Origin of the sequence: Caballeronia sp. PC1 (assembly GCF_021353155.1) — a bacterium.
Taxonomy (GTDB): domain Bacteria; phylum Pseudomonadota; class Gammaproteobacteria; order Burkholderiales; family Burkholderiaceae; genus Caballeronia; species Caballeronia cordobensis.
On the sequence record NZ_JAJUBH010000004.1, the window covers coordinates 105,737 to 132,472 of the forward strand.

General features: G+C 57.1%; 25 protein-coding genes and 2 riboswitches. All 25 genes read left to right on the plus strand.

Annotation, left to right across the window (positions count from 1 at the left end; genetic code table 11):
• Positions 1 to 210: 210 nt before the first annotated feature.
• Positions 211 to 873 (plus strand): cupin domain-containing protein, encoded by a 663-nt coding sequence (locus tag LY284_RS33600; RefSeq protein ID WP_233391275.1) that lies wholly within the window; start codon positions 211 to 213, stop codon positions 871 to 873.
• A 117-nt stretch (positions 874 to 990) separates the two neighbouring features.
• Positions 991 to 1,440: an SRPBCC family protein gene (locus LY284_RS33605; protein WP_233391276.1), complete on the plus strand. Its 450-nt coding sequence runs from the start codon at positions 991 to 993 to the stop codon at positions 1,438 to 1,440.
• 278 nt (positions 1,441 to 1,718) lie between these two features.
• Positions 1,719 to 3,158, plus strand: coding sequence for a cytosine permease (locus LY284_RS33610; protein ID WP_233391279.1), 1,440 nt, complete (start codon positions 1,719 to 1,721; stop codon positions 3,156 to 3,158).
• A 288-nt stretch (positions 3,159 to 3,446) separates the two neighbouring features.
• Positions 3,447 to 4,931, plus strand: a complete 1,485-nt coding sequence (locus tag LY284_RS33615; RefSeq protein WP_233391281.1) for a toluene monooxygenase — start codon at positions 3,447 to 3,449, stop codon at positions 4,929 to 4,931.
• A 23-nt stretch (positions 4,932 to 4,954) separates the two neighbouring features.
• Complete coding sequence (locus tag LY284_RS33620; protein ID WP_233391283.1) at positions 4,955 to 5,218, plus strand: toluene-4-monooxygenase system B family protein; 264 nt, start codon at positions 4,955 to 4,957, stop codon at positions 5,216 to 5,218.
• A 33-nt stretch (positions 5,219 to 5,251) separates the two neighbouring features.
• Positions 5,252 to 5,581 (plus strand): Rieske 2Fe-2S domain-containing protein, encoded by a 330-nt coding sequence (locus LY284_RS33625; RefSeq protein WP_233391285.1) that lies wholly within the window; start codon positions 5,252 to 5,254, stop codon positions 5,579 to 5,581.
• Between the two features lie 23 nt (positions 5,582 to 5,604).
• Positions 5,605 to 5,913 carry an MmoB/DmpM family protein gene (locus LY284_RS33630; protein WP_233391286.1) on the plus strand — a complete coding sequence of 103 codons (309 nt, stop codon included), beginning with the start codon at positions 5,605 to 5,607 and terminating at the stop codon, positions 5,911 to 5,913.
• A gap of 1 nt (position 5,914) precedes the next feature.
• Positions 5,915 to 6,892, plus strand: a complete 978-nt coding sequence (locus tag LY284_RS33635; protein WP_233391288.1) for a toluene monooxygenase — start codon at positions 5,915 to 5,917, stop codon at positions 6,890 to 6,892.
• A 35-nt stretch (positions 6,893 to 6,927) separates the two neighbouring features.
• Positions 6,928 to 7,980, plus strand: a complete 1,053-nt coding sequence (locus tag LY284_RS33640) for a 2Fe-2S iron-sulfur cluster-binding protein (protein ID WP_233391290.1) — start codon at positions 6,928 to 6,930, stop codon at positions 7,978 to 7,980.
• A 26-nt stretch (positions 7,981 to 8,006) separates the two neighbouring features.
• Positions 8,007 to 9,194: a RidA family protein gene (locus tag LY284_RS33645; protein ID WP_233391299.1), complete on the plus strand. Its 1,188-nt coding sequence runs from the start codon at positions 8,007 to 8,009 to the stop codon at positions 9,192 to 9,194.
• A 26-nt stretch (positions 9,195 to 9,220) separates the two neighbouring features.
• Positions 9,221 to 10,138 carry a polysaccharide deacetylase gene (locus LY284_RS33650; RefSeq protein WP_233391301.1) on the plus strand — a complete coding sequence of 306 codons (918 nt, stop codon included), beginning with the start codon at positions 9,221 to 9,223 and terminating at the stop codon, positions 10,136 to 10,138.
• Positions 10,139 to 10,317: 179 nt separating this feature from the next.
• The gene (locus LY284_RS33655; protein WP_233391303.1) at positions 10,318 to 10,494 is read left to right on the plus strand and encodes a hypothetical protein; all 177 of its coding nucleotides are present in this window, start codon (positions 10,318 to 10,320) and stop codon (positions 10,492 to 10,494) included.
• Positions 10,491 to 11,585 carry a GTP-binding protein gene (locus LY284_RS33660; protein ID WP_255725296.1) on the plus strand — a complete coding sequence of 365 codons (1,095 nt, stop codon included), beginning with the start codon at positions 10,491 to 10,493 and terminating at the stop codon, positions 11,583 to 11,585. The genes LY284_RS33655 and LY284_RS33660 overlap by 4 nt, the downstream gene beginning before the upstream one ends.
• A 102-nt stretch (positions 11,586 to 11,687) precedes the next feature.
• A complete protein-coding gene (locus tag LY284_RS33665; protein ID WP_233391305.1) occupies positions 11,688 to 12,848 on the plus strand; it encodes a M20 family metallopeptidase in 1,161 nt (386 codons plus the stop codon).
• Positions 12,849 to 12,969: 121 nt separating this feature from the next.
• Positions 12,970 to 13,047, plus strand: a riboswitch (glycine riboswitch).
• Positions 13,048 to 13,064: 17 nt separating this feature from the next.
• Positions 13,065 to 13,162: riboswitch (glycine riboswitch) on the plus strand.
• Between the two features lie 41 nt (positions 13,163 to 13,203).
• Positions 13,204 to 14,352, plus strand: a complete 1,149-nt coding sequence (gcvT, locus tag LY284_RS33670; RefSeq protein ID WP_255725297.1) for a glycine cleavage system aminomethyltransferase GcvT — start codon at positions 13,204 to 13,206, stop codon at positions 14,350 to 14,352.
• A gap of 57 nt (positions 14,353 to 14,409) precedes the next feature.
• Positions 14,410 to 14,787 (plus strand): glycine cleavage system protein GcvH, encoded by a 378-nt coding sequence (gene gcvH, locus LY284_RS33675; RefSeq protein ID WP_233391311.1) that lies wholly within the window; start codon positions 14,410 to 14,412, stop codon positions 14,785 to 14,787.
• 38 nt (positions 14,788 to 14,825) lie between these two features.
• The gene (gene gcvP, locus LY284_RS33680; RefSeq protein ID WP_233391314.1) at positions 14,826 to 17,729 is read left to right on the plus strand and encodes an aminomethyl-transferring glycine dehydrogenase; all 2,904 of its coding nucleotides are present in this window, start codon (positions 14,826 to 14,828) and stop codon (positions 17,727 to 17,729) included.
• Between the two features lie 53 nt (positions 17,730 to 17,782).
• Positions 17,783 to 19,051, plus strand: coding sequence for a serine hydroxymethyltransferase (gene glyA / locus LY284_RS33685; RefSeq protein ID WP_233391315.1), 1,269 nt, complete (start codon positions 17,783 to 17,785; stop codon positions 19,049 to 19,051).
• Positions 19,052 to 19,061: 10 nt separating this feature from the next.
• On the plus strand, positions 19,062 to 20,441 hold the full coding sequence (locus LY284_RS33690) for an L-serine ammonia-lyase (RefSeq protein WP_233391331.1): 1,380 nt from the start codon (positions 19,062 to 19,064) through the stop codon (positions 20,439 to 20,441).
• A 505-nt stretch (positions 20,442 to 20,946) separates the two neighbouring features.
• Positions 20,947 to 21,600 (plus strand): porin, encoded by a 654-nt coding sequence (locus tag LY284_RS39150; protein ID WP_309243235.1) that lies wholly within the window; start codon positions 20,947 to 20,949, stop codon positions 21,598 to 21,600.
• Complete coding sequence (locus LY284_RS39155; protein ID WP_309243236.1) at positions 21,597 to 22,061, plus strand: porin; 465 nt, start codon at positions 21,597 to 21,599, stop codon at positions 22,059 to 22,061. Before LY284_RS39150 ends, LY284_RS39155 begins: the two co-directional genes overlap by 4 nt.
• 62 nt (positions 22,062 to 22,123) lie before the next feature.
• Entirely contained in the window at positions 22,124 to 23,146 is a 1,023-nt protein-coding gene (gene lipA, locus LY284_RS33700; protein WP_233391332.1) for a lipoyl synthase, read from the plus strand.
• A 202-nt stretch (positions 23,147 to 23,348) separates the two neighbouring features.
• Positions 23,349 to 24,230: an EamA family transporter RarD gene (gene rarD, locus LY284_RS33705; RefSeq protein WP_233391334.1), complete on the plus strand. Its 882-nt coding sequence runs from the start codon at positions 23,349 to 23,351 to the stop codon at positions 24,228 to 24,230.
• 531 nt (positions 24,231 to 24,761) lie between these two features.
• Positions 24,762 to 26,129, plus strand: a complete 1,368-nt coding sequence (locus LY284_RS33710) for a Rieske 2Fe-2S domain-containing protein (protein ID WP_233391336.1) — start codon at positions 24,762 to 24,764, stop codon at positions 26,127 to 26,129.
• A gap of 69 nt (positions 26,130 to 26,198) precedes the next feature.
• Positions 26,199 to 26,729 (plus strand): type 1 glutamine amidotransferase domain-containing protein, encoded by a 531-nt coding sequence (locus tag LY284_RS33715; RefSeq protein ID WP_233391339.1) that lies wholly within the window; start codon positions 26,199 to 26,201, stop codon positions 26,727 to 26,729.
• Positions 26,730 to 26,736: the final 7 nt, after the last annotated feature.

A 26,736-nucleotide genomic window follows, 5' to 3' on the forward strand; every position in this document is an offset into this window, starting at 1 on the left:
GAAGGCCTTAAAATACGTGCTCGGTGGTCCTTGTGAGTGCGTTTGTCGTGGTGGGCCGCGCGGCGAGCTAACCAGCGACCGGCGTTCTTTAACAATCTGGAGTCTAGAGACATGCGGCTCGTGTGGTTTCCTGCCGCCCGGAGGAAAAGTCGTTTTTTGACAAACTTGCGGAAGTTGCCAATAAGGCAAGTGTATAGCCCAAGGTGTAAAATGAAGGCAGGCGACTTGACCGATTCAAATGGGTTCTTGTCCGGTTTGACCAAGTCGGGTCATAGGCTGACATCGCGGGGGGCCACTGTGCTCGATGAATTGCATGACTTGCAGGTTGGGGTGAAGTTGAAGCACGCCCGACGCGTGAAAGGGATGCGGCTAAAGGAGCTGGCCGACATGGTCGGCTGCTCAGAGGGATTTCTGTCAAAGGTCGAAAACGACAAGGTTCGTCCCTCGCTTCAAATGCTCCATAGCATCGTATCTATACTCGACACGTCTATCGGCGAGCTCTTCTCAGCGCAGGCGGACGACAAGCATCGAATCATGCGCGTGGCGGACCGACCGACCATTGGGACCGCTGGGCTGCGCAGCGGCCCGGGCATCACGCTCGAAAGTCTCGTGCCCGCAGCTACGATGAGCCTGCTATTCGGCTCAATCCATGTAGTCGAGCCAGGAGGGAGCAGCGACGGCAAGATTGAGCACAAGGGTGAAGAGATTGGCTACATACTTCAAGGCGACTTGGAGTTGACCATCGAGGACACGACCTACTTTCTGCATCCCGGTGATTCGTTCTTCTTCCAAAGCCACCTCCCGCATGGGTACCGAAATCCAGGCAAGGTAACTACGAAAGTCGTTTGGATAAACACTCCTCCAACCTTCTAAGCTTAAGAGGTGCCGGAAAACTGGATGCTTTCCTAGTGCTTTCCCTATTGGAAAGTAACTTGACCAACTTTTTGGCTGAATCTATCCTTGGTTCAACGATAACCAACGGAGCAGCCAATGTCGCGCACGTTTAAACATTCTTTTGGCCTCGACTACCCCGCCGAGCAAGTCTGGCGGGTCGCTGGGTCGTTCGGCACGCTCGAAGCCATCAGTTCGGGCACCGACACGTGCACTCTTCATGACGGTGGCCGCGTTCGCCAGTTGACTGCCGGGAGCGCCATCCTCTGGGAGCGCCTCCTTTCCTTCTCCGAGTCAGACCGAACCCTTAGCTACAAGATTTTCGACACGAAATCGCTGTCGGGTCCATATGGCGTAGGGTACGTGGGAACTTTGTCGGTTGAGCCGACTGGCGCCCGCACATGCAAATTCGTGTACCAAGGTACGTTTGAAGTGCAGCCAGGATTCACTGACGACCAAGCCTCTGATGCTGTGCGCGCTTTTGGGGAAGACTGCGTGAGAGGCATCGGACGGTTCCTTGCCAACCAGAGCCAAGCGGCCAGCATTTAACGCGCTCCGACGGGGCGGAGAACTCCAACTCGGTGCGCTGAAGCGCTCAGATGCACCGGGTCGTTGCAATAGCAGTCAAGCTTCTTGCCTGAATTAGACAAAATCTCAACTGGCATGAAGTTCGCTTTAAGAGTTGCCCGACATGAAACTATCTGTCCTCGTAAGAAAGTAACTTGACTGCATAGCAGACCCTTTTGCTTACAGCTCAAATCCGCGCTCCCTCAGGCGGGGGGACACCATTTTCTTAATTTTCAAGATGGTAGTGGAGGAAGTGCAAGATGAGTGAGCGAAGCGTCAGCCAATTTTCGGCAAGTGAAGCACACCCCGAGGACAGTCTATCGGTTGAGCAGCATGGAGTTGATGTCATACCGGCCAACGAACGAACGTCGACTCTGAAGGACCTGTTTTTCGTGTTCGTCGGGTCCCAGATGTGTTTCGGCATTATCGTCATCGGCTCGCTCCCAGTCACGTTCGGGTTGAGCTTCTGGAATTCAGTCACATCCATCACCGCGGGTCTGCTCGTCGGTTCGATGCTTTTTGCGCTGCTCGCACCATTCGGCGCGCGCACTGGTTGTAGCGGCTCCATCGCGAGCGGAGCACATTTCGGTGTTCGTGGCCGGGTCATAGGCACCGCAATCGCAATCTTCACAGGACTTGGCTTTACGGCGCTAACAGTCTGGACAGGAGGCGAGGCAATCGCCACGGCCGCAGCACGGCTCTGGGGTTGGCCAATTACGCCGAACCTGCTTGCAGTCGGAGCGGCAATCATCGGCGCCCTCGTGATTCTCGTCGCCCTCATTGGTCACAGCATCATCGTCGCAACTGAACGACTGGTTAGCTACGGTGTCGCGGCCGCCCTTGTCGTAGTGGGAATCTCGCTGTTTTCTGGTTTTCATCCGTCGTACGCAGGTGGAACGCCACTGTTAGGGAGCGTGGGTTCGACTTGGTTCCTGTCTATGGCCATTGCAGCTGCCTTGCCGGTGTCGTATGGCATCTTCCTTAACGACTACACGCGATACATCCCGGAGGACATCAGTTCTCAGAAGCTGATGTTCGCGGCCGGAAGTGGAATGTTCGTTGGCTGCTGGATTGCGCTGGTGTTCGCAGCGGCCGTCACGACCATGTTCAAGGCCGTTGATACACCCTTTGTTGGCGGCTTGGTCAGCATGGTCGCGTGGTGGGGCGTCGCGTTGCTCGCACTCGTCGGCATCATCGGGAGCCAGCCACAGGGCAGTCTCTGTATCTACGGCGCTGGCCTAGGGCTTCAAACATTGTTTCCGCGACTTGGCCGTATCGGCGCGACAGTCGTTCTCAGTGCCGTGGCAATGGCGCTGGTTTTCGCCGGCATCTACGGCGTCAACATGGCCAACATGATTATCGCGTTCCTGGCACTCGACCAATGTGCCTTGGCGCCGTGGCTCGTTATCAACTTGGTGGGCTACCGATTTGTCGCGAAAGGCCGCTACCAATCGGCCGAGTTGTTCCGCTTTGGCGAGCGGGCTGGTGGCCAATACTGGTTTTCGAGTGGTTGGAACGTGAATGGGCTTATCGCGTGGGCGATTGGGCTGATAGTTGGGCTTATGTTCGTTCACACGGACTTCTTCGCCGGCCCGTTGTCGAACCTCGTGGGCGGCGTGAGTCTCGAATGGGTCTTCGCTGGCGCAGTTGGCGGGCTGGTTTTCTACGTTCTCGAAAAGCGCAACGGGCGCATCGCGTAGCGGCGAGGGCCATGCTCGACCGCTGAAACAAACTTGCTTAAAAGTCAATTTTTGCAAGCCCGGAGGGCTGCCGAGCGTGCAGCCATCTCATGACCAGAATCAAAAATCAACGTTTTGCTCTCGTACGTATCGGGTTAACGAGGGTTGGTAGAACGCCTGACGGGCGTACACTTTAGGAAAGTGACTTAACTAAAATGCAACAACGGCAAGGCGGACACAGCAACCCAACTCCGATAGCTGGCGCGAACGGCGCCTCAATCCAACTTGAAAGGCAAGGAGCGTAACCCCATGGAATTGAAGAACTCTGATTGGTACGAGATTGCGCGGGACACGAACTGGACTCCGAAGTACGTGACCGAGGACGAGCTGTTCCCGCCGCAGTTTAGCGACCCCTACGGCATTCCCGTTTCCGCGTGGGAGACGTTCGACGAGCCGTACAAGGTCACCTATCGCGAGTACGTGAAGACGCAGCGGGAGAAGGACGTCGGCGCATACTCGGTCAAGGCGGCCCTCTCGCGCGTCGACTTCTACAAGAAGTCGGACCCGGGCTGGAAGGCTCTGCTGCAAATGCATTTCGGAACCATTCCGTTTGTCGAGTACGGCTCGGTTTCGGCCTTCGCCCGCATCACGCGATTCGGTAAGGGCCCCGGCATGCGCAATATGGCGAACTTCGGCACGCTCGACGAGATTCGCCATACGCAGATTCAGATGTTCTTCGGTTACGAGTTCCTGAGCGTCGACCGCGCGTTCGACTGGGCTCAGAAAGCCCCGAATAGCGACAACTGGGTCGTCATGAGCGAACGTCACTGCTTCGACGACGTTGAGCATACGCGTGACGCAGTGTCTGCGGCCATCATGACCAATTTCTCGTTCGAGCAGGGCTTCACGAACCTTCAGTTCGTGGCTCTCTCGGCCGATGCGCGTCGCTATGGTGACTTCAGTTTCGCGACGATGCTCCAGACCGTTCAGTCCGATGAAGCACGCCACTCGCAAATTGGCGAGCCACTGATTCAAATCATGGTTGAGAACGGCAAGAAGGCTGAGGCGCAGAAGCTGATTGACATCTCGTTCTGGCGCGTGTGGAAGCAATTCTCGGCGCTGAGCGGCATCGCGTTCGACTACTACACGCCGCTCGACAAGCGTGAGTTCTCGCTCAAAGAGTTCGTGCACGAGTTCGTAACGACGCAGTTCCTACGCAACCTGGAAGCGCTCGGCCTCGAGAAGCCCTGGTACTGGGACCAGTACTTCCTCCCGGACGTCGCCACGTACCATCACGCTCAGCAAATTGGCATTTACATGTATCGCGACACCGAGTGGTGGGACCCGATTGCAGGCGTCTCGCCGGAAGAGCGTGAGTGGCTGGAAACGAAGTATCCGGGATGGAACGACACGTTCGGTCAGGTGTGGGACGTCATTACGGACAACCTCAAAAACGGACGCATGGACCGTCTCACGCCGAAGCCTCTGCCGATGATGTGCGCGATGACCGGCTTCGAACTTACCGGCATCCCGGGCAAGAAGTGGAATGTAAAGGAATGCACGCTCGACCTCGAAGGCCATCGCTATCACTTTGGCTCGCCGGTCGACAAGTGGATTTTCGAGCAAGAGCCGAGCCGCTACAAGGGCTACAAAGGCTTCATCGACCGCGTCGTCGCCGGCATGATGCCGCCGGGACCGGACGGTGTTTTCGAATACATGAGCATGTCGCCGGAAGAACGTGGAACCTGCGGCGAGAACTTCAAATGGGCAAACGCTATTAAGCGCGCGGCCTGATTTTGACAAGGATGGAGTTAGATATGTCGAATTTCGCGCTGGTCTGCAACTACGAAGGCGACTACGGGATGAAGGTCCTCATGTTGGACGACGACTACTCGATGGAAGACGTCGCGCGTATCGCGAAGGAAAACATCGCCGGCGTCTTCGTTCCAGAGCCGCTGCCTGGTACGAAACTGCGTGTCCGCCGACACGGCGAAGAAGAGTTCTTGCCCGAATCGATGACTATCTCGGCGGCCGGCTTCATCCAGGCTGAGACGGTTGACATTGTGCACGTGAAGAGCTGATTGGCTCCAAGCGCGACATAGGGAGCTACAAAAATGCTGCAACGTATCTGCACAACTGAAGATGTCTGGGAAGGCGAGTTCCAAGAGTTCGCGGTAAAGGACATTGATGTCATCGTGGTCCATGTCGAGGGCGGTGGATTCCGTGCTTTTGAATCCAAGTGCCCTCATCAAGACCAGAGTCTCGGAGAAGCTACGCTCGAAGGTAATGTGTTGACTTGTCCGGCGCACCTGTGGCAGTTCGATGTGACCACGGGTAAGGGCGTGAATCCCGCTGGTTGCAAGCTTCGTGGTTTCGCGTGCTCCGTTGAGGGCGACGAAGTCATGGTCGATGTCGAACAATCTTTGGAAGTTTCCGGCACCTGACTGGGCTCGAAACGGAGGAAAACATGAGTGACCACCACAATGCCGATTTCGTAGGGCCAATCATTGGTCTTGGCGAAATCGCAGATGCTGCAGCTGAAGCTGTCTACATCGACAACCCGGGGCGAGAAGTTCGCATCGAAAAAAATTCGGGTTATGTACGAGTGGAAGCGCGCGGCGAGTGCACGTTGACTGTCCAGACGATGTCCGAGGTACTCGGCCGCGACTTCCGCTTGGGCGACCTTGAGCGTTCGATGCCCGGATTCGCGGGCTTTATCCGAACCTCCGACGACGCAATCAGCTTCTTGGCACATTCGAGAAAGAAGGGGCAGTGACATGGGAATCGAACGCGGTGGACTGAAGACGTGGAGCGCGCTGGCTGGTAACAAAAAGCGCCCGAGCGAGTACGAAATCGTCACGTACAAGCTGCATTACCGTAATCGCAAACCGGACGCTGCCTACGAGCAGAGCCCGGACAGTATGATGAACCGGTGGTATCGCAAGCATGTACGCGACTCGCTGTTGAAGCACGACGACTGGGACGCGTTCCGTGACCCGGACCAGGTCACGTACCGCTCGTACACTGCGATGCAAGACGCTCACGAAGAGTACGTCGATGGCCTGCTCAAGAACCATACGGACACCGGCCACGACAGCAAGCTCAAATCCGAATGGGTGGAGAAGCTGAAGTCGCACTACACCCCGCTGCGTTACTTGATGACGACGCTGCAGATGGGCAGCGCGTACATCGTGCAGATGGCACCAGCGAGCACGATTACCAACTGCGCAGCGTTTCAAGAAGCGGACTCGTTCCGGTGGCTCTCCCGTACGGCATATCGTACGAAGCAGTTGTCGCTCGCTTACCCCGAAGTTGGCTTCGCAACCAGTGAGCGCGGCGCTTGGGAAGACGACGAAGCATGGCAAGGCTTCCGAGAGCTGATGGAGAAGGCACTTGCGACCTACGACTGGGCTGAGAACCTCTTTGCCATCAACGTCGTTGCTGCGCGAGCAATCGACGAAGCAATTCGTCAACTCGGACACACGGCCCAAGCCAACGGCGACACGCTGACGGCAATGCTGTGCGACGCACAGCTCCGCGACGCCGAGCGTTCGCGCCGTTGGACCTCGGCTTGGCTGAAGCACGCCCTCGGCCAAACAGGGAACGCGGAAGTGCTGGCTCAGTGGAAGGCGAAGTGGGAGCCGCTTGAATCGAAGGCCCTCGAAGCGTATTGCAGTTCGCTGTCAGGTGAAACGGGTGCTGTCGCTGCCAAGCGTGCGGTTACTCATTTCCACAGCCAGGCCGGGCTTGCCTGAGCTGAGTTCCACCTGATGCGCCGAAGGAGACAGGGATGACAATCGAAGAGGGCGGGGCAGCAGTCGTTGCGGACTCTCGCGTCGAAATTTCATGCAAGGACGGCAAGTCGTTCTTTTGTGACGAAGGCGACACGATTTTGTCGGCCGCGCTGCGCTCCGGCATCGGACTCGCATACGAGTGCAATGCCGGTGGCTGCGGAAGTTGCAAGGTACTTCTCGAATCGGGAGATGTCTTTGACATGCAGCCTGACGCTCCAGGCATCAAGCCGAGGGAGCGGGAGCGGGGCAAGGTACTCGCCTGTCAATGTAAGCCGACCGGCCCATGCGCCGTGTCGTTCAAGGAGGACGCGGAGTGTATTCCCAAGATTGCACCCCGGATTGCAACTGCGACGTTCGTGGGTTCTCGCGCCGTTACTCATGACCTGCGTGAGTTCACCTTCCGTGTTTCTGGCGGAATGAACTTCATCGCCGGGCAGTACGCCCTGCTGTCATTGCCCGGTGTGAATGGAAGGCGGTCTTATTCCATGTCAAATCTGGCGAACGAGGATGGCATCGTGCAGTTCATGATTCGACGTGTCCCCAACGGGAAGGCGACGAAAGTTCTCTTCGAAGACCTGCAAGAGGGCGCGGATTGCGTAATCGACGGTCCTTACAGCTCCGCATTCCTTCGGGAGGACACGACGCGAGAGATTGTCTGCATCGCCGGCGGTTCGGGTCTGGCGCCGATGGTCTCGGTCGTTCGAGGGGCACTGGCGTCATCGGCTCTCGAAAACGTTCGAGTCCACCTGTACTACGGTGGTCGCGAACCTAAGGACATCTTCTCGTTGGACCTCTTCGATGAGTTGGCCGCGGCACAGCATCGGCTTGAGTTTGTCCCAGCCTGCTCTTGTGCGCCAGAACTGCTCGAGGACTGGACTGGCGAGCGCGGCTTCGTGCATGACTGCGTTGCGAAGAACCTTGCAGACAAATTTGCGAATTGCGAGTTCTACATGGCTGGACCTCCGCCGATGGTCGACGCCGTGCGACGCATGTTGTTGCTCGAGCATTCCGTGGCTGCCGAACGGGTCCACTACGACCGCTTTTTCTGAAATCTTTGAGAGCTATTGAGCACGCTATGACAGACATCGCCGCAGTATCGACAAAGGAGCAGCAGCGTTGGGCGTTCCCGCAGGTTCGGAGGGTGGGTTCGACAATCTATGTCGGACTGCAGGTTCCGGGCGCGGAGCTTTCCAGCATCGAAGACCAGACGCATCACGTGTTCAAGTCTTTGGTTTCCGCGTTGGAAAGCCAGGGCGGTTCGATGAGTGACCTGACGAAGCTTCACACGTACTATCAATTCGAGGGAGAGGGCCGAGATGTCACGGATTATTGGGAGCAGATGACGGCAGTCCGCCTCCAGTATTTGGCTAACCCCGGTCCGGCAGCAACCGCACTTCGTATCGCTGGTCTGTGGCCCGCGGGTCCGCTCATCGGTGCGGATGGCATCGGCGAGGTTGGCGGCGCCAAAAAGCGAATCATGCCGGACCACGCGTGGGATTGGAGTATCCCCACACCGTTTTCGCAAGGGTGGCTGGTCGGCGACAAAAAGGTCTACGTTGGTGGCCAAATATCTGCCGACCGGCAAGGCAAGGCTCTTGCTGCCGGTGATGTGGTTGCGCAAGCAAAGAACGCGCTTGAGTACATTCGCCATGTGCTCATGGACGCGGGCTCGAATTGGGACGACGTCGTCACGCTCAAGATTGCGTACCAGCACACCGGGGACGACACCGAAAGTCGCGCGCTGCTCCAGGAAATCATCAAGCAGGCAGAAGAGCTCTTTCCCAACAACAAGCCCGCGCTCATTCCATTCGGAGTGAACCTGCTTTACGAATGCCTTGTTCTTGAGATTGACGCACTCGCGGTTAAGGGAAGCGAACGTCGCGCGCTCAATGCACCTGGGAGTCAGACGTGGAAGGCACCTGAAGACAACTTCGAGATTGCATGGCAAGTCGGTGACGAGATTTACCTCGGCGGCATTTCCGCTCCTGGCGGGGCCTCTCTCGACGCCCAATTGGAGGCATCGATGGGTCGCGTCGGAGAAACCCTTCGTGCGGCGTCCTCCGATTTCGGTGACCTCGTGAAGCTCAACATTTATGTGAGCGGCGACGCGAAGTCAGCGGCTCGAGATATGGAACTTGTTGCCGGCACGCTGGAGAACTTCCTTGAAAAAGGGAAGACGGTAGTCTCCATCGTACGAGTCGAGGCTTTGCCTCGTCCGGGCCAGCGTGTCCAGGTCGACGGCGTGGCAGTCACCAACCAGTAACAGTTCACCAATAGGACCGAGAAAACATGATTAAGAATCCCTTCCCCTGGCCGAACGGGGCTCGCTGTGCAGTCGTGTTCACGTGGGACATGGACTCGGACAGCATTTTGCACCTCGCTCATCCGAACGACGCCGACACGCGTCTGTCGACAAACTCCATGCTTCGCTATGGCCCGCAAATTGGCGTGCCGCGAATCATCGACGTTTGCAAGTCGTTCGGCGTCAAGCAGACGTTTTTCGTTCCGGGCTGGTGCGCAGAACGATACCCGGAAGCCATCGAACTCATGGTGAAGAACGGCCATGAAGTGGCGCTGCATGGCTATCTGCACGAATACCCCAACGAATTGTCGGCAGAAGAGGAGCGTTTCTGGACGGTCAAGGGCGCCGACGCAATCGCGAAAATTGCCGGCAAGCGTCCGGTTGGCTACCGCGCTCCTTGGTACAAGTACTCGAAGGTGTCCACCGATATCCTCGCGGAAGAAGGATTCAAGTGGGACACGTCGTTGATGGGCGATGACAATCCGTATGTCATCAAATCCGCGAAGGGAAGCCTCATCGAACTGCCGTCTCGTTGGCAACTGGACGACTGGCCGCAGTTCGTTCACAACCATGACCTCGACTTCATGATGCCGATTGCATCGCCGCAATACGCGATGGAGGTCTACATGGCCGAGTTCTATGCAATGTGGGAGCACGGCGGCATCTGGGTCAATTGCTTCCACCCGTTCTGTACGGGGCAGGTCGCTCGGATGATGATGTTCTCCGAGATGATTGGCAAGATGCAGGCCAAGGGCAACGTGTGGTTCGCGACCGGTGAAGAAGTGGCTGCATATGTGCAGAAGATGATTGACGAAGGGAAGTACGACCCGCGCGTCGACCATCTGCCGTTCTACGAAGGCCGTCTCCCCGAGCTCTCTGGCGACTACTTCCAGAAGTCGCGTTAATCGACGTAGGGGAGGATTCCATGTGTGGGCTGTGTGCTGCGCTGAACGCTAGCAATGGGTGGAACGACGTTGCTGGCAAGTCTGAGTTTGCTGTCAACGGCAGACCGATGACCCGTCGCGAGGAGCGAGACTTTCTCGTGGGAATCGTGAATCGCACACTAGCCCACTATGGAATCTCCGTGAATGACTGGGGCGGCAGCTCTTACGTCGTCACCAATCGTGATGGCAAAAGCGCGAACGTCTTCAATCTGAGTGGGGTCTGGAATGCGGCGGATGCGGTCGCCGCACTTCCGACTGACCCGCTGGACGAGAATCTCCTCAACAGCCTCGAAAAATCCATGTTGGGGCAGCAATGAGTCTCCGCGAAGCGACAGTCATAACAGGGTTCCTAGGAAGCGGTAAGACGACGCTTTTGAACCAGATGCTTGTGCATCCGCAGAACGCGAGGTCTGCCGTTCTTGTCAACGAATTCGGCGAGGTCGGCATTGACAACCACCTCCTTCGATTCACGTCGGAACGCGTAGCTGTCGTGGCCGGCGGCTGCATCTGCTGTTCGGTTCGGGAAGACATCGAAGAAGCCGTCAGACATCTTCTTGAGCAGGAAGAACAGGGGGTGATTCCTCCGTTCGAGCACTTGTATGTGGAGACGAGTGGACTGGCGGACCCCGCTCCGCTAATTCAAACCTTTCAGTCGTCGCCCGTACTCCGGTCGCGTTTCGAGCTCACGAGTGTAGTTGCGACCGTCGACGCGGCGTTGGGCACGGAGACGCTCAATCGTTTCACGGACGCTGCTCGTCAGGTCGCGCTTGCTGATGTTGTGATTGTCACCAAGATGGACCTTTGCGATGCGCCAGGTAATGTCGAGCGACTTGCTGCCGAAATTAAGGCAGTCAACGCCGACGCAAAGGTACTGGTTCCGAAAACGCCGGAGCGTAACGAAGTTGTCTCGATGCTTTTGGACCAAGTCCGTGCCGCTCGGAATATCGAGCCTGCTCGGAATCTCTCGGGCACACGCGTTCACTTGCTTAACACCGGTATCACCAGCTTCGGGCTGGTTATTGAGCAGCCACTCGATTGGACTGCCTTTGGAGTTTGGTTGACGTGGTTGCTCCACCGGCATGGCTCGGATGTCTTGCGAGTGAAGGGACTTTTGTGGGTTTCGCAATCGGAAAGCGGCCCTGTCGAGTTTCATGCTGTACAGCATATGGTGTTTCCTCCGAAGCACCATAACGAATGGGGAGCGACGCCGCAGCAATCCCACCTGACATTCATCGTCAACAACCTCGAAGCATCCCTCATCGAGCGTTCGCTTCGTGTCTTCATGCGACTCGCGGGAGAGAAAGGGCTCGGAAATGAGGGTCGAAATGCAGCGATGCCACTCGGAGCCGGCAGGACAATTGGCGGTCGACCGGTTCGCCGCCCAGGTGCTCCTAGATGGATGAAGTAACCCCTCGCTGCCACTGAACTAACCTTAGAGATTACCTCCGCCAAACGCTGTTTGGCGGATGGCTGAGTGTTGCCGAAAAGAACGATTTACGGAGATAGTCAAATGGATGCTTCAGTGAAACTGCTTACGGCCACGCCCGTTGAAGCACTGGCTCTGACTAAGGACCTTGTCCGCATACCGTCAATAAATCCCCCTGGCAACGAAGAAGCATGCGCGAAATACCTTGCGGAAGTGCTCGCTGACATTGGTTTCGAAGTCCACTTGCATTCGTTCGGAGCTGGTCGATTTAACCTAGTCGCAAACATCCACGGCCGGCAAGGTGGGAAACCCATCGGATTTACGGGGCATTTTGATGTTGTGCCGTTGGGGACGCGGAAATGGAACTTCGACCCTTTTGGCGCGATTGAAAGTGAAGGGCGTGTGTACGGCCGTGGAACCAGCGATATGAAGGGAGGCATTGCCGCGTTCGTCGCTGCTTGCTCGCAAAGCATCGAGGAGCTACGTGAGGGAAACGGCGTCCAACTGATTATCACGGGAGGTGAGGAGACCGGATGCGATGGCGCGAAGGCGCTTGCGGGCTCCTCCGGGCTGCTGAAGCCACTCAGTCTTCTCCTTGTCGGAGAAATGACGGCGAACTATCCTTTTGTCGGGCACAAAGGGGCGCTTTGGGTCCGTGCGTCTGCTACCGGCAAGACAGCGCATGGCGCTATGCCGGAGCAGGGCGACAACGCTATCTATAAGGCGACTCAGGCCATTCAGAAGATACGCGGCTTTGGAATCGAGGAGTCGACGCATCCGTTGATGGGCCACGCCACCATGAACGTCGGCACCTTCAAGGCCGGCACGAACGTGAACTCTGTTCCCGACCGAGCGGAATTCGAGGTGGACTTCCGCACAGTTCCGGGCATGGACCATCAATGCGTCTGCACACGACTGTCTCGTTTTTTGACCGATGACATTGGCCTGACGTCGATGGTCGATGTGCCGCCGTTAAGTACCGACCCCGAAGCGTTGGCGGTCAAGAGGGTGTTCGGGCTATGCGAATCGCTCCATCACCAGCCTATCGTTGCTCGCGCGGTGCCGTACTTTACTGACGGCAGCGTCTTGTTACCTGCAACCGGAAATCCGCCAACAATTATTTTGGGACCGGGTGAGCCCAAGATGGCTCACCAGACAGACGAGTATTGCTACGTGCACAAAATTGCCGAGAGCGTGACGCTCTATCGCTCCATCATCCAAAGCATCAGTAACGACCCGCTCTAAAGAGCCTCTCGCAGAGGGGACGCCAGTCCTTTCGAGAGGCCCCTGCGACGAAACGCGAGGAATAGGTGTTTCCTCCAAGGCAAGTTACTTGACTTGGATGGCAAGGGTCAAATATAGTTGTTTTAACCAAGCCGGAGAGAACGCAGAGCGTCGCCGAAGGGGACTTAAAACTCTCAGGCAAAAGGACGGCTTGGTTGTTGATTGCAATTATGCGTCAGCGAAATCTCTGGAGAGAGGCCTGAATCAGGTCCACCGAAGGGGCAAGGTCGCGAAGCGACTCTAATCTCTCAGGTACCAAGGACAGAGAAAGAGACATCCGTATGGATGCGTTTCATTCTGTCAACCTCGAAGAGATATGGCCACCAATACCGTTAGCAGTTTGCTGCGCACGCCGCTCGCAGCTAGCCATACAGAGGCCGGTGCACGAATGGTCGATTTTGGCGGGTGGCAGATGCCCGTCAATTACGGCTCCCAGATTGAAGAACATCATGCGGTCCGCACTGACGCCGGGATGTTCGACGTCTCGCACATGTGCGTCGTTGATTTGAGCGGTCCCGATACGCGAGAACTTCTTCGCAGGCTCGTCGCGAACAACGTCGATAAGCTCAAGGTTGCAGGTAAGGCGCTTTACACATGCATGCTCAATCAACAGGGCGGCGTCGTAGACGACCTCATCATCACTTTCCTGAATGAAGACTGGTTTCGTCTCGTCATCAACGCGTCCACCGCAATCACTGATATTTCCTGGATTCGAGCTGTCATAGCACGGAGCAATCTGAAGGTGACGCTCGTACCGCGCCGCGGCGATTTGGCCAGCCCGGAATTGGCGCTCGCCATCATCGCGGTGCAGGGTCCACAAGCTCGAGAGAAGTTCTGGCGTGCGGTTCCAACGACAAAATCCCTCACAAATGAGTTGAAGCCATTCAATGCAGCCCTCGTTAGTGATTCGACCTTCGGCGAACTCATGGTTTCGAGAACTGGCTACACCGGGGAGGATGGCTTCGAGATAGTTTCGAGGGCCGATGCCGCTCCGCTGCTTTGGAAGACGCTGTCTGAAAACGGCATCCGTCCGGCCGGCCTCGGCGCGCGTGACACCTTGCGGCTTGAAGCAGGTATGAATCTCTATGGCCAAGACATGGACGAGACAGTCTCCCCGCTCGATGCCGGCCTTGCATGGACCGTCGATTTGAAATCAGACCGTGAGTACATGGGTCGACAAGGCGTTGAACATCGCGGCGTTTCAGCGCAGACGATAGGTGCCGTCGTGTTCGGCGAAGGCGGGGTTCCGCGAGCGGGACAGGCCATTCACGTAGCAGGTGGGGAAGGGGTCGTAACGAGTGGCACCTTTAGTCCCACGATGCAACGTCCAATTGCAATAGTTCGAGTTCCCATGTCGGTCAAGCCGGGCGACGAATTGGTTATTTCCGTTCGAGGAAGAGAACTGGCCGCCGTCGCCGTCCGCTTGCCGTTCGTCCGAAATGGCGGCGTCCTCTCACAAGTCTGAGCCTCACTTATAACGGCCTCTTGTACGAGTGCCATACAAAGAACATCGGAGAAGAACATGGATTTTCCGCAAGAGCTTCGTTACACCGCCTCCCACGAGTGGATTCGAGTTGAACCCGACGGTATCGCTGCCATCGGATTGACGTCGCACGCTGGCGAGGCACTCGGTGACATCGTGTTCGTGGAGCTCCCGAACGTTGGCGCGGATGTTACTGCGGGTTTGGCTTGCGCGTTGGTCGAGTCGGTGAAGGCTGCGTCTGACATTTATGCTCCGCTGACGGGGAAGGTAACGGCCATCAACGAGACCGTCAAGAACTCGCCCGACACCATGATGGAAGCGCCCTACGAGAACTGGCTCTTCAAGATTTCCTTCGATGGCGAGCAGCAACTCGCTCCGCTTTTGTCTGCCGATGACTACGCCCACGGCCTCGAATAAGTTCGCGCGCCCATTCGTAACTCTATAGGTAAGGGACTATGAACGAACCACATCCGAAGTTTCTGCACGACGAGCAGCTCGAGTCGCTCGAAGCGCGCGATGCATTTGTTGCCCGACATGTCGGCCCGAATTTGGAAGACCAGGAAGCAATGCTTCGCGAGCTTAGTTATCGAACGAGGGCAGAGTTGATTGACGACATCGTGCCCGAAGCCATCCGCCGACGCGAGCCGCTCGCGCTCGAACAGTTTGCGGGAGGTCTGCCGGAAGAGGAGGCGCTCGCTTCCTTGCTGCAGATTGCACAAAAGAACAAGGTTCTGAAGAACTTCATTGGACAGGGCTACTACGGCACGCACACGCCGAAGGTCATTCTGCGCAACATCTTGGAGAATCCGGCATGGTACACGGCATACACGCCATATCAGCCAGAGATTTCTCAAGGTCGACTTGAGGCAATGCTGAACTTTCAGCAGATGGTGACCGACTTGACAGGCCTTGATGTCGCAAACGCGTCGATGCTCGACGAAGGGACGGCGGCAGCAGAAGCCATGACACTCCTGCGGCGAGTTGGCAAGAGCGATTCCAACGTGTTCGCGGTCGCTGATGATGTCTTGCCACAGACCATCGAAATCGTGATGACGCGTGCCGCGCCTCTGGGTATCGAGGTGAGAGTGTGTCCGGCGAATGAGCTTGCTGCGCAAGATGCCTTTGGTGTGCTCGTTCAATACCCGGGCGTGAACGGCGATGTGATTGACTACCGCGAGCTTGCGCAGAAGGTGCATGTGCAAGGTGGTTTTGTGGTTGCGGCTGCGGACCTGCTCGCCCTTACTCTCATCAAGAGTCCCGCCGACTGGGGTGCTGACGTTGCAGTCGGGACGTCCCAGCGTTTTGGCGTGCCGCTTGGCTTCGGTGGTCCGCACGCTGGCTACATGGCAGTGAAGGACGACTTCAAACGTTCCATGCCGGGTCGACTTGTCGGAATCACGATTGATGCGAATCAGAACCGCGCGTATCGACTCGCACTGCAAACTCGCGAACAGCACATCCGTCGCGAGAAGGCAACGTCGAATATCTGCACGGCGCAGGTTCTATTGGCGGTGATTGCGTCGATGTATGCGGTCTACCACGGCCCCCAAGGGCTGAGACGGATTGCGACGCGAGTTCATCGCCTGACTTCGGTGTTGGCAGCGGGGGTCAAGCGTCTCGGTTACAAAATCGAGAACGAGACGTTCTTCGACACGCTCACCATCTCCTCGAACGGACGAACCAGCGATATTCACGCGGCAGCCGAAAGCCGAGGGGTGAACCTTCGTCGAGTCAGCGACCATCAGGTTGGCATTTCGCTCGACGAGACGGCGACGCGAGCGGACGTATTGGTGCTGTTGGAGGTCCTTGCTCAAGCTCGACCGGTGCCTTCGTTTGGCGAGTGTGAGGGCGCAGCCGAACTAGGCTTCGGCGCAGACATGCATCGCGTCAGCAGCTATTTGACGCACCCGGTGTTCAATCGCTTCCATTCGGAGCATGAAATGCTCCGATATATCCGCAGTCTCGGCGACAAGGACCTGGCGTTGGACCGGTCGATGATTCCGCTGGGTTCGTGCACGATGAAGTTGAACGCCACGAGCGAAATGGTCCCGGTGACGTGGCCGGAGTTCTCATCGATTCACCCGTTCGCACCCGAGTCGCAAACGGCTGGCTATCGCGAGATGATTGGGCAGCTCGAGGCGATGCTGTGCACCGTCACCGGCTATGCTGGCGTGAGCATTCAACCGAACGCTGGTTCCCAAGGGGAATATGCGGGACTGTTGATTGTGAAGGCCTATCACGAGGACCGAGACGAAGGTCACCGAAACATCTGCCTGATTCCGTCGTCGGCTCATGGTACGAATCCCGCATCCGCACAGATGGTGGGATTCGAAGTCGTGGTTGTCGCGTGCGACCGTGACGGGAACGTAGACCTTGCGGATTTGAGGGCGAAGGCCGAGCAACATAGCCAGAAGCTCGCTGCCATCATGATTACGTATCCGTCGACTCACGGCGTATTTGAAGCCAACGTTCGGAAAATTTGCGAGATTGTTCATGAGCACGGCGGCCAGGTGTACGTCGACGGCGCCAACATGAACGCGATGGTTGGACTGGCGGCGCCCGGCGGCTTCGGCGGAGACGTGTCTCACCTGAATCTGCACAAGACGTTCTGCATCCCGCACGGCGGAGGGGGACCCGGCGTTGGCCCGGTTGCAGTGGGCCCGCATCTGGTGAAGTATTTGCCGAACCAGCATTGCACGGGATATGAGCGCGAGGCGGAAGGCATCAGCGCCGTGTCTGCAGCTCCGTTCGGCTCGGCAAGTATTCTGCCCATCTCCTGGATGTACATCGCCATGATGGGCGCGGCTGGACTTCAGGCAGCCTCAGAAGTGGCGATTTTGTCCGCTAACTACATCGCGAAGCGACTCGCCCCGCATTTCCCGGTGCTGTACTCCGGAGAGAAGGGACTCGTCGCACATGAGTGCATCCTGGACATTCGGCCGTTGCAAAAAGCAACCGGAATTACGAACGAAGACATCGCGAAGCGTCTCATCGACTACGGCTTTCATGCTCCCACGATGAGCTTTCCGGTCTCCGGCACGCTCATGGTTGAGCCGACGGAAAGCGAGTCGGTTGAGGAAATCGACCGGTTCATCGACGCGATGATTGCTATCCGGAGCGAGATTGAGAAGGTCCAAACCGGCGCATTCGACAAAGTCGATAATCCGCTGAAATGCGCACCGCATACTGCGCAGAGCGTGACGAGCAATGAATGGTCACACGCATACTCTCGCGAAGAAGCCGCCTATCCGATTGCATCGGTTGCAGCCCGCAAATACTGGCCACCGGTAGGTCGCGCGGACAACAGCTACGGCGACAGGAATCTGTTCTGCGCGTGTGCCCCGATGGATGCCTATTGATTCTGTCGTCGTTCGATATGAGCGAGCCGATTTAACGTATTCAGGAGATGAAGATGTTTAGCGACGGATTGAGCATTCAGCAGTTTGACCCGGAACTCGGCGACGCAATCAACGCAGAAACGCATCGCCAAGAGTCGCACCTTGAACTCATCGCATCGGAAAACTACGCGAGCTCACGCGTGCTGGAGGCGCAGAGCACCGTCCTAACCAACAAATACGCGGAGGGATATCCCAATAAGCGCTACTACGGCGGGTGCCAGTTCGTCGATGTGGTCGAGCAGCTCGCCATTGACCGTACCAAGGCTTTGTTCGGGGCTACTTGGGCTAATGTGCAGCCGCACTCAGGCTCTCAGGCGAATGCTGCGACCTACATGGCGCTTCTGCAGCCTCACGACACCATCCTTGGCATGAGTCTGGCTCACGGTGGCCACCTGACGCACGGCGCTTCCGTGAACTTCTCCGGAAAAATCTATAAGGCGGTGCAGTACGGCATCGATTCGTCTGGTCGAATTGACTACGACCAACTTGAGAGCATCGCGGCCGAATGCAAACCGAAAATGCTGGTCGCTGGGTTCTCAGCATATTCGCGATACCTGGACTTCGCGCGCTTCAGAGCCATTGCAGACAAGGTGGGCGCGCTACTCATGGTCGACATGGCGCACGTGGCCGGTCTCGTCGCTGCGGGCGTCTATCCAACCCCGTTGCCGTACGCCGATATTGTGACGACGACGACCCACAAGACGCTTCGAGGTCCGCGCGGCGGTCTAATCATGGGGCGCGCAAATCCTGAGATTGAGAAGAAAATCAATTCGATGGTGTTCCCAGGCGCTCAGGGTGGCCCGCTTATGCATGTCATCGCCGCGAAGGCTGTAGCCCTGAAAGAAGCGATGCAGCCGGACTTTGTCGAGTATCAGAAGCAGGTGGTCGAAAACGCGCGAGCGATGGCAGATGCCTTCATCGGCCGTGGCTACAGCATCGTCTCGGGTGGCACCGAAAACCATCTGTTCCTTGTCAACCTCGTTGACAAGGGAATCACGGGTAAAGCGGCCGACGCAGCTTTGGGCCAAGCCGGCATCACGGTCAACAAGAATGCGGTGCCAGACGACCCGCAGTCGCCGTTCGTCACGAGCGGCATTCGAATTGGTACACCTGCACTCACCACGCGTGGGATGGGCAAGAAAGAGGCTGTTCTCGTCGCCGGTTTGATTTGCGACATCCTTGACGACCTCGAAAATCAGGAGGTTAACGAGCGGGTCAAGGCGGACATCGCGCGACTGTGCCGGGATTTCCCGGTTTACCCCCAAGCAGCTCAGCGCAAGTAAGGGGGCGAAAATGGCGCTGAGCGTATTCGACCTCTTCAAGGTGGGCATTGGCCCTTCCAGTTCTCACACTGTGGGCCCGATGCAGGCCGCAGCTCAGTTTGTCCAGGGAATTGAGGACGACGCTCAGCTCTTCGCGCGCGTTTGTCGTGTGAGGGTTGAGCTCTACGGGTCGCTCAGTGCCACTGGTAGGGGGCACGGGACGGTATCTGCTGCGATTCTGGGTCTGGAGGGTCAGCATCCGGAGACGGTCGACGTCGATTCCATTGAGCCGTCGATTGCACGCACGCGGGAAACTCGCTCCATCGAGCTCGGCGGGAAACGGACCATCGAGTTCGAGGAGAGGCGGGATATCGTTTTCTTCCGAAAGTCGCTTCCCGCTCACCCGAATGCCATGAAGCTGTTCGCAATCGGAGAGGACCGCGAGACGGTTCTGCGGGAGGAGACTTACTACTCAATTGGTGGTGGGTTCATCGTCAATGCATCATGCGGTGGCGTCGTCGCGACCGCGGAATCGCAGGAAGTTCGGTTCCCATTCAGCACTGGGGTCGAGCTCTTGCAGATATGCCAAAAGGAAACGAAGAGCATTGCCGAGCTTGTGATGGTCAATGAGACCACCTGGCGACCGGAAAACGAGGTAAGGGCGCGACTGCTGGAGATTTGGGGGGTGATGCAACAGTGTGTCGCACGTGGATGCACGACTGAGGGCGTAATGCCCGGGCCATTGCAGGTAAAGAGAAGGGCTGCTGCGCTGTACCGGAAACTCACAGCTTCTCCGGAGAAAGCGATGCAGGACAGTCTCTCGGTCATGGACTGGGTCAACCTCTATGCATTGGCAGTGAATGAAGAAAATGCTGGCGGTGGGAGAGTCGTGACTGCGCCGACCAACGGCGCTGCTGGCATCGTACCCGCCGTGCTGCACTACTACTCGAGATTTGTCCCGCACGCGGATGAAGAAGGCGTTATTCGCTTCCTGTTAACTGCGGCGGCAATTGGCATGCTTTACAAGCTCAATGCCTCCATCTCTGGTGCCGAGGTCGGTTGCCAAGGAGAAGTTGGTGTCGCCTGTTCAATGGCGGCCGGCGGACTCGTCGCTGCAATGAAAGGCTCTCCCGAGCAAGTCGAGCACGCAGCAGAAATTGGGATGGAGCACAACCTCGGCCTGACCTGCGACCCCATCGGTGGATTGGTTCAGGTGCCATGCATCGAACGCAATGCGATGGGCTCAATCAAGGCAATCAACTCGGCGCGAATGGCTCTGCAAAGCGATGGCCAGCACTATGTGTCCTTGGATAGTGTCATCAAGACGATGGCGGAGACCGGCGCGGATATGAAAACCAAGTACAAAGAGACTGCTCGGGGAGGCCTTGCGGTCAATGTCATCGAATGTTGAAGCTCGGCAGCGGTCCTTCTCCGCGGTTCGAAACGGTGCCGACTCGTTTACAGAATTAGATTCACAGGTTCGCGTGGTTCCGGACTGCCGCCGCATCTTCTTCCGTCGACTGTCGAGCGCTTCGAAGGGCGAGAGCCTTGATATCGATGTTTTCGTTCCCTATGAGCTCTCGCCGTCGGCGTCGGATAGCATAACTGACGTCTTCGACTACGAATGCATCTACGAGGTTGTGAAGGGCGTAGCGGACGGGTTCGGACTCTCTATCGGGGTAGAGATTGCAAGGCGCTTATTTGCATGGCGTCAAGTCAAGGCGGTCACGGTCCGCGTTACGTCGCAGGTCGACTCTCAGGTTTAGTAAGGTTGATTTGCTTTGCCGGTGCGGAATTCGGAGGGTTATGCATACAAAATAGGATAACGAAGATTATCTTGTGAGATTGGAATCAAATAAATTCAAGAAATCAGCTGTTAATAGAAGGAAGAGAGAGTAATTTTGCGCAAAGTTCTGATGTCGATCGCGGTATTGAGCGCATTTGCGATGGCGTCGCAAGCCTTCGCTCAGTCGAGCGTCACGCTCTATGGAATCATCGATACATCGATTCAGTACACTCATAACACGGGTGGCGAAAGTAATCAGATAAAGATGCAGGCGGGCCAAATGTCGATCAGTCAGTGGGGCCTGAAAGGAACTGAAGACCTCGGCGGAGGCTTGAGCGCGCTCTTCACCCTGGAAAGCGGGTTCGACGTGAACAATGGCGCGCTGTCGAGCAGCGGAGTGCTGTTCGACCGGAAGGCATATGTGGGCTTGTCGCACACGAGCTTAGGTACGGTCACTCTCGGATGTCAGATGGACGTCCTTCAAGACCTGGTCGTGCCCGTACAAGGCGACAATTTTCTCGAATTTCTTACGGCGCCGGGCGATGTTGACCTGTCTGATGGTTCCGTCAAGGTTAGCAATCCGGTGAAGTGGACAAGCCCGGTCTGGGGTGGCCTTCAGGTTGCGGCAATGTACGACTTCGGGAAGGTGGCTGGCGCGACGGGTTCCCGGCAGTCGTACTCGGCAGCGGTCAACTATGTGACTGGTCCTCATACACTCGCGGCCGGCTACATTCATGCTGACAATGGCAATCCAGTTTTTCGACGCGGGGCGCAGGCAGCATGACTTCCATTTTCTTCACGCCCGTGAACGCCGCCTATGCGAGTGCGAGCAAGTTCAATATCGCCCGAGCCGGTGCCGCATACGTGATAGGGCCGGTGACGGTCGGTGGCTACTACAGCTATTCGCAATACCTGGCCGATGGCTCCGCGACCTTCTCGTCGGCGGAGCGTTTCAACAACGGTTCGGCCTTCGCCTATTGGCAGGCGGTGCCGGACGTTTCGCTGGAGGTCCGGTACAACTATTTGAAGTCGCATGGCGACTCGTCAGCCACGTACCACCAGGCGACAATCGCGGCGGATTATCTGTTGAGCAAGCGGACAGACATCGACGCTTCGGCCGGCTATGGCCACGCGTCTGGTTCTAACGGGTTGGGCCCGGCTCAAGCGGTCATCGCAGACAGCTATACCGAGGGCGGAAAGTCCACTCAGGAAATCGTGATGGTTAGCATCCGGCACAAGTTCTGAGGACCCTTTGTCTGGCAGCGTTCTCCTCATTTCGTAATTGACTAGGTTGTTGGAGCATTGAGATGGAAGATTCAATCGCTAGAGGCACTGCGTCCGGCATCGGCGGCTCTCCCGCCGGACAGAGCAATAAGGCGCTGCGTTACGATGCGACGGTGAAACAGAAGTCTCAAGCTAAGACGGCCCACATTCCCATCAAGGTCGTCCCGATGGAGCGATTGCGCAAGCCCGAATGGATTCGAGTCCGGCCTGCGATGGGGAATTCTCGGTTCTACGAGATTAAGCGGATATTGAGGGAGAACGCGCTCCACACGGTCTGCGAGGAGGCTAGCTGCCCAAACATTGGAGAGTGCTTTGGCAAGGGCACAGCGACGTTCATGATTATGGGCGACAAGTGCACTCGCCGGTGCCCGTTCTGCGACGTCGGTCACGGCCGTCCGGACCCACTAGACCCGGACGAGCCGTTGAATCTCGCGCGAACTGTCGGCGCGCTGAAGCTGAAGTATGTCGTGATCACGAGCGTTGACCGGGATGACCTTCGTGACGGCGGCGCAGGACATTTTGTCGAGTGCATTCGACACGTGCGCGAACATTCACCGAACACACGCATCGAGATTTTGACGCCTGATTTCCGTGGGCGTCTGGACCGCGCAATCGGCATCTTGACCGCCGCGCCTCCGGATGTCATGAACCATAACCTTGAGACCGTACCGCGCCTTTACAAGGAAGCGCGACCGGGCTCGGACTACAACCATTCCCTGAAGCTGCTGAAGAACTTCAAGGCGTTGCATCCTGAAGTCACGACCAAGTCGGGCCTCATGGTAGGACTCGGCGAGACAGACGAGGAAATCTTGCAGGTGATGCGAAACTTGCGGGCGCATGACGTGGAGATGCTTACAATTGGGCAATATCTGCAGCCGTCGGAGCATCACTTGCCGGTCCGTGCCTACGTGCATCCTGACACATTCAAGATGTATGAGGAGGAGGCTTACAAGATGGGTTTCACGCACGCGGCTGTTGGTTCAATGGTGCGCTCGAGCTATCACGCCGACCATCAGGCGTACACCGCAGGCGCTGTCGAACGATAGTCGCAAGGGAAGATGGTCACTCAAGGAGTCAAGAGGCCGCGGGCGTACTAATCGCGGGGAGCAGGTCACTGTCGCATCATCGATTGATGCGTTTAGCGAAGGCCCTTATATTGAGAACGGTTATTGCCGTGTGTCCGGACGAGTTCGAACCGTCGCTTCTAGACGAAGCTCGATAAAGAGAGCGGTGACCTTTTAGAAAACAATGCCAGATTCATATCCCCTCGGTCGAGGGATGCTCGTTTCGCTCACGGCTTCCGTCCTCTTTGCGGTCATGACCGCGTACACGAAACTGCTATCGCCGCTCTCCGGACTAGATATATTTGCTTGGCGAGTGGTGTGGACAGTCCCGTGCGCAATATTGTTCGTCACTGCTCGCGGAAGCCTTGCATCGCTTAGAGCACTAACAATACGCGGCCTGTGTGAGCCAAAATTTGCTGCGATGCTCCTCACGTGCGCGGCACTTCTCGGCGTGGAAACATGGTTGTTCTTGTGGGCGCCGCAGCACGGGCGGATGCTGGATGTGTCGATGGGATTCTTCCTGCTACCCATCATAATGGTCATCGTCGGCCGAGTCTTCTATGTCGAGTCGCTTTCGAAGTTGCAGTGGATAGCCGTCGGATGCGCGTCGATTGGCGTAATACATGAATTTTTCGTCACCCGGTCATTCGCATGGCCAACGCTGCTCGTTTCCCTCGGCTATCCACCGTATCTGATGCTTCGACGCAAGATTGGGGGCGACTCCTTCGTTCTATTAGCCGCCGAAATGGCCTTGATGGTGCCAGTAGCATGCTTCGTCATCTGGTCGAACTCCGGTCAGCTCAAGGCTCCAAATCAGTTCGGCCTGTGCTTATTCCTGCTGCCTGGGCTGGGAGTCATCTCAACGTTGGCGCTGGGCAGCTATTTGAAGGCAAGCAGAATGCTGCCGATGGCGGTTTTCGGGATGCTCGGATACGTTGAGCCGATTCTGCTGATAGCGGTGTCCGTTCTGGTTCTTGGGGAGAGCATCACGTCGTCTCAACTGCAGACGTATATCCCAATTTGGATTGGGGTGTTGTTGATGGTCTTCCACAGCGCGCGGGGCTGACCTTCGCGCCGGCTTTATATAATGTCACTGGCGCATTCGCTTCGAACCAGAATACGCGGTACGCACCTTCTCGAACAGTTCGGGCATCGCTGAGTTCACACCGGGGACCGGTGTCAGCGACTGCCTGAGGCTGCTCGAAGGCTTCCTTCTGCATGTAGCAGCGTTCCCGTCCAAGTCCGCAGACGCGCCGTGACACGCCCAAAAGCCTAAACTAGCTCGCGAACGCTTCGTCGACGAACGGGCGAGGTGATACCGGCCATGGACGCAGACTACTGCGCCTTGAGCAAGCGTTAACATGGTCTTGCGAACACTTGCGGCACAGCGTGCAGTTTCTTCCCCTGCAAGGGCTTGTGATGGGCGAAGCGACGGCAGCCGAGGCGCTCTGTTGCGGGCGGAGCGCGTCCAATAATCGGACAAGAATTAAACCAACTATTTGGTTGACAACCGCTTTTTATCGCCTAATGTGTTAACCGTGTCGAGCAGTTGACCGGCGATGTTTCACAAACGTACGTGATCAAGAGGACGAGAGCCATGGCGGAGCGCTATCAAACCTTAAAGCGGGCGTACAGCGGCTATCACCGCAATCAGGTCGGACCCAATCTTGAACTCGCGCAAGTGGGACCCGATACGCCCGGCGGCGAATATCTGCGTCGCTTTTGGCATCCGATCGAACTGTCGTCGTCGGTCCAGGATCGTCCTGTCGCGCTGCGCGTTCTCGGCGAGGACTTGGTGCTTTTCCGCGATCTGTCTGGCAATTTGGGGCTCCTGGACAAACATTGCCCGCATCGCGGTGCCTCGCTCGAATTCGGCAAGATCACTGAATGCGGAATTCAATGCTGCTATCACGGCTGGCACTTCGCGTGCGACGGAACGTTGCTTGAAACTCCCGTCCAGCCCGACGCGAGATACGCCGGCAGGCTCTTTCATGCCGCCTACCCTGTACGTGAATCGGCTGGGCTCATTTTCGCTTATATGGGACCGCCGGATCGAACCCCCGATTTCCCTCATTTTGATTTCTTCGACGATGACGTCGAAGGCCGGATCCTTTACAAGCGGCCATCACCCTGCAACTGGATCCAGACACGCGACAACGAAGTCGACAATGATCATGGCTATTTCCTGCACACCGTGATGGCAGGCATCCAGCTCACGACCGCCCACCAGGAACTGGCGAAGATCAATCTGTTCGAGACGCACAGCGGTCTGATCACCACGCAAAGCAGACGAGTGGGCAAGAATATATTTGTGCGGATCAACGCGATGATCCTGCCGAACTTGTCTCGGATCGCATGTATCGAGGACGGTCAAGGCAACATGGTCTTCGACAGGCGCGGTCCGATCGTCCACTGGTCGGTGCCCGTGGACGATGAAAACTGCTTCGTGATCGGCTGGAATACCGTGGCGGCGAATCTTCCCGACAAGAAGTTAAACGCCTATATGGATCGGGAACGTGCAGCCGGGCACGACCTCTATACCCACCCACAACTGAACTTCACCTTCGGCCAGGACGGCGAACGGTCCTATGCCGAACGCCAGCGCATCCCTGGGGACTGGGATGCATGGGTTTCCCAGGGGCCGATTCATATTCATGCGCTCGAGCACCTTGTGCCCGGCGACCGCGCCATCGTGAGGTATCGCGGCATGCTGCGAGACGGCATTCGCGCCGTGGCCGCTGGCGAGGATCCCAAAGGGCTGGTATCTCGTGTGACCCGTCCGCTCGAGACGTATGCCTCGAATACTGCGATTCCAGTTCCACAGGCCAGCACCCTTGCAGACGATGCGGCCTTGATTGATGAAGTTGAGCGAGAACTGGTGGCAAGAACCCTCGATGGCACTTATCGAGATGGATATCGCCATCCTCGACAGGAGCAGGAATCAAGCGTCGAAACCGACCGTTAGTGCTGCGTATCAGTTTGTGATCTTATGGATTCGAATAGGGATTCGGATCCCTCTTAACAGGGGCGAAAAATGAAGCTGAAGGGAAAGAAAGTTGCAATCTTCGTTGACGACTTCTATCAGGTCGTCGAGTTCTGGTACCCGTACTACCGCATGAGAGAGGAAGGGGCAGATGTGAAGGTCGTATCCCGCGCGGAGACTCATCTGACGCGACACGGCTACCCGTCTCAGAAGCGCGATCTCACTCCATCCGAGGTCGCGGCGCAGGACTTCGATGCGGTGGTTATCCCCGGCGGCTATGCGCCGGACTACATGCGTGACGATGCCAATCTCGTCAGGTTTGTCAAGGAAATGAACGACGCCGTCAAAATCGTGGCGGCGATCTGCCACGGGCCATGGGTTCCCATTTCGGCCGAGATCGTCAAAGGTCGCGCCTTGACAAGCGCCAGTTCCATTCGCACCGACGTCACCAATGCCGGCGCGCGGTACGTCGATCAGGAAGTCGTCCGGGACGGTAACCTGATCACGTCGCGCGCGCCGGACGACCTGCCCGCGTTCTGCCGCGAAATCATCTCGGCGCTAGCATCGACAGACGAGCGTTGAACACGCG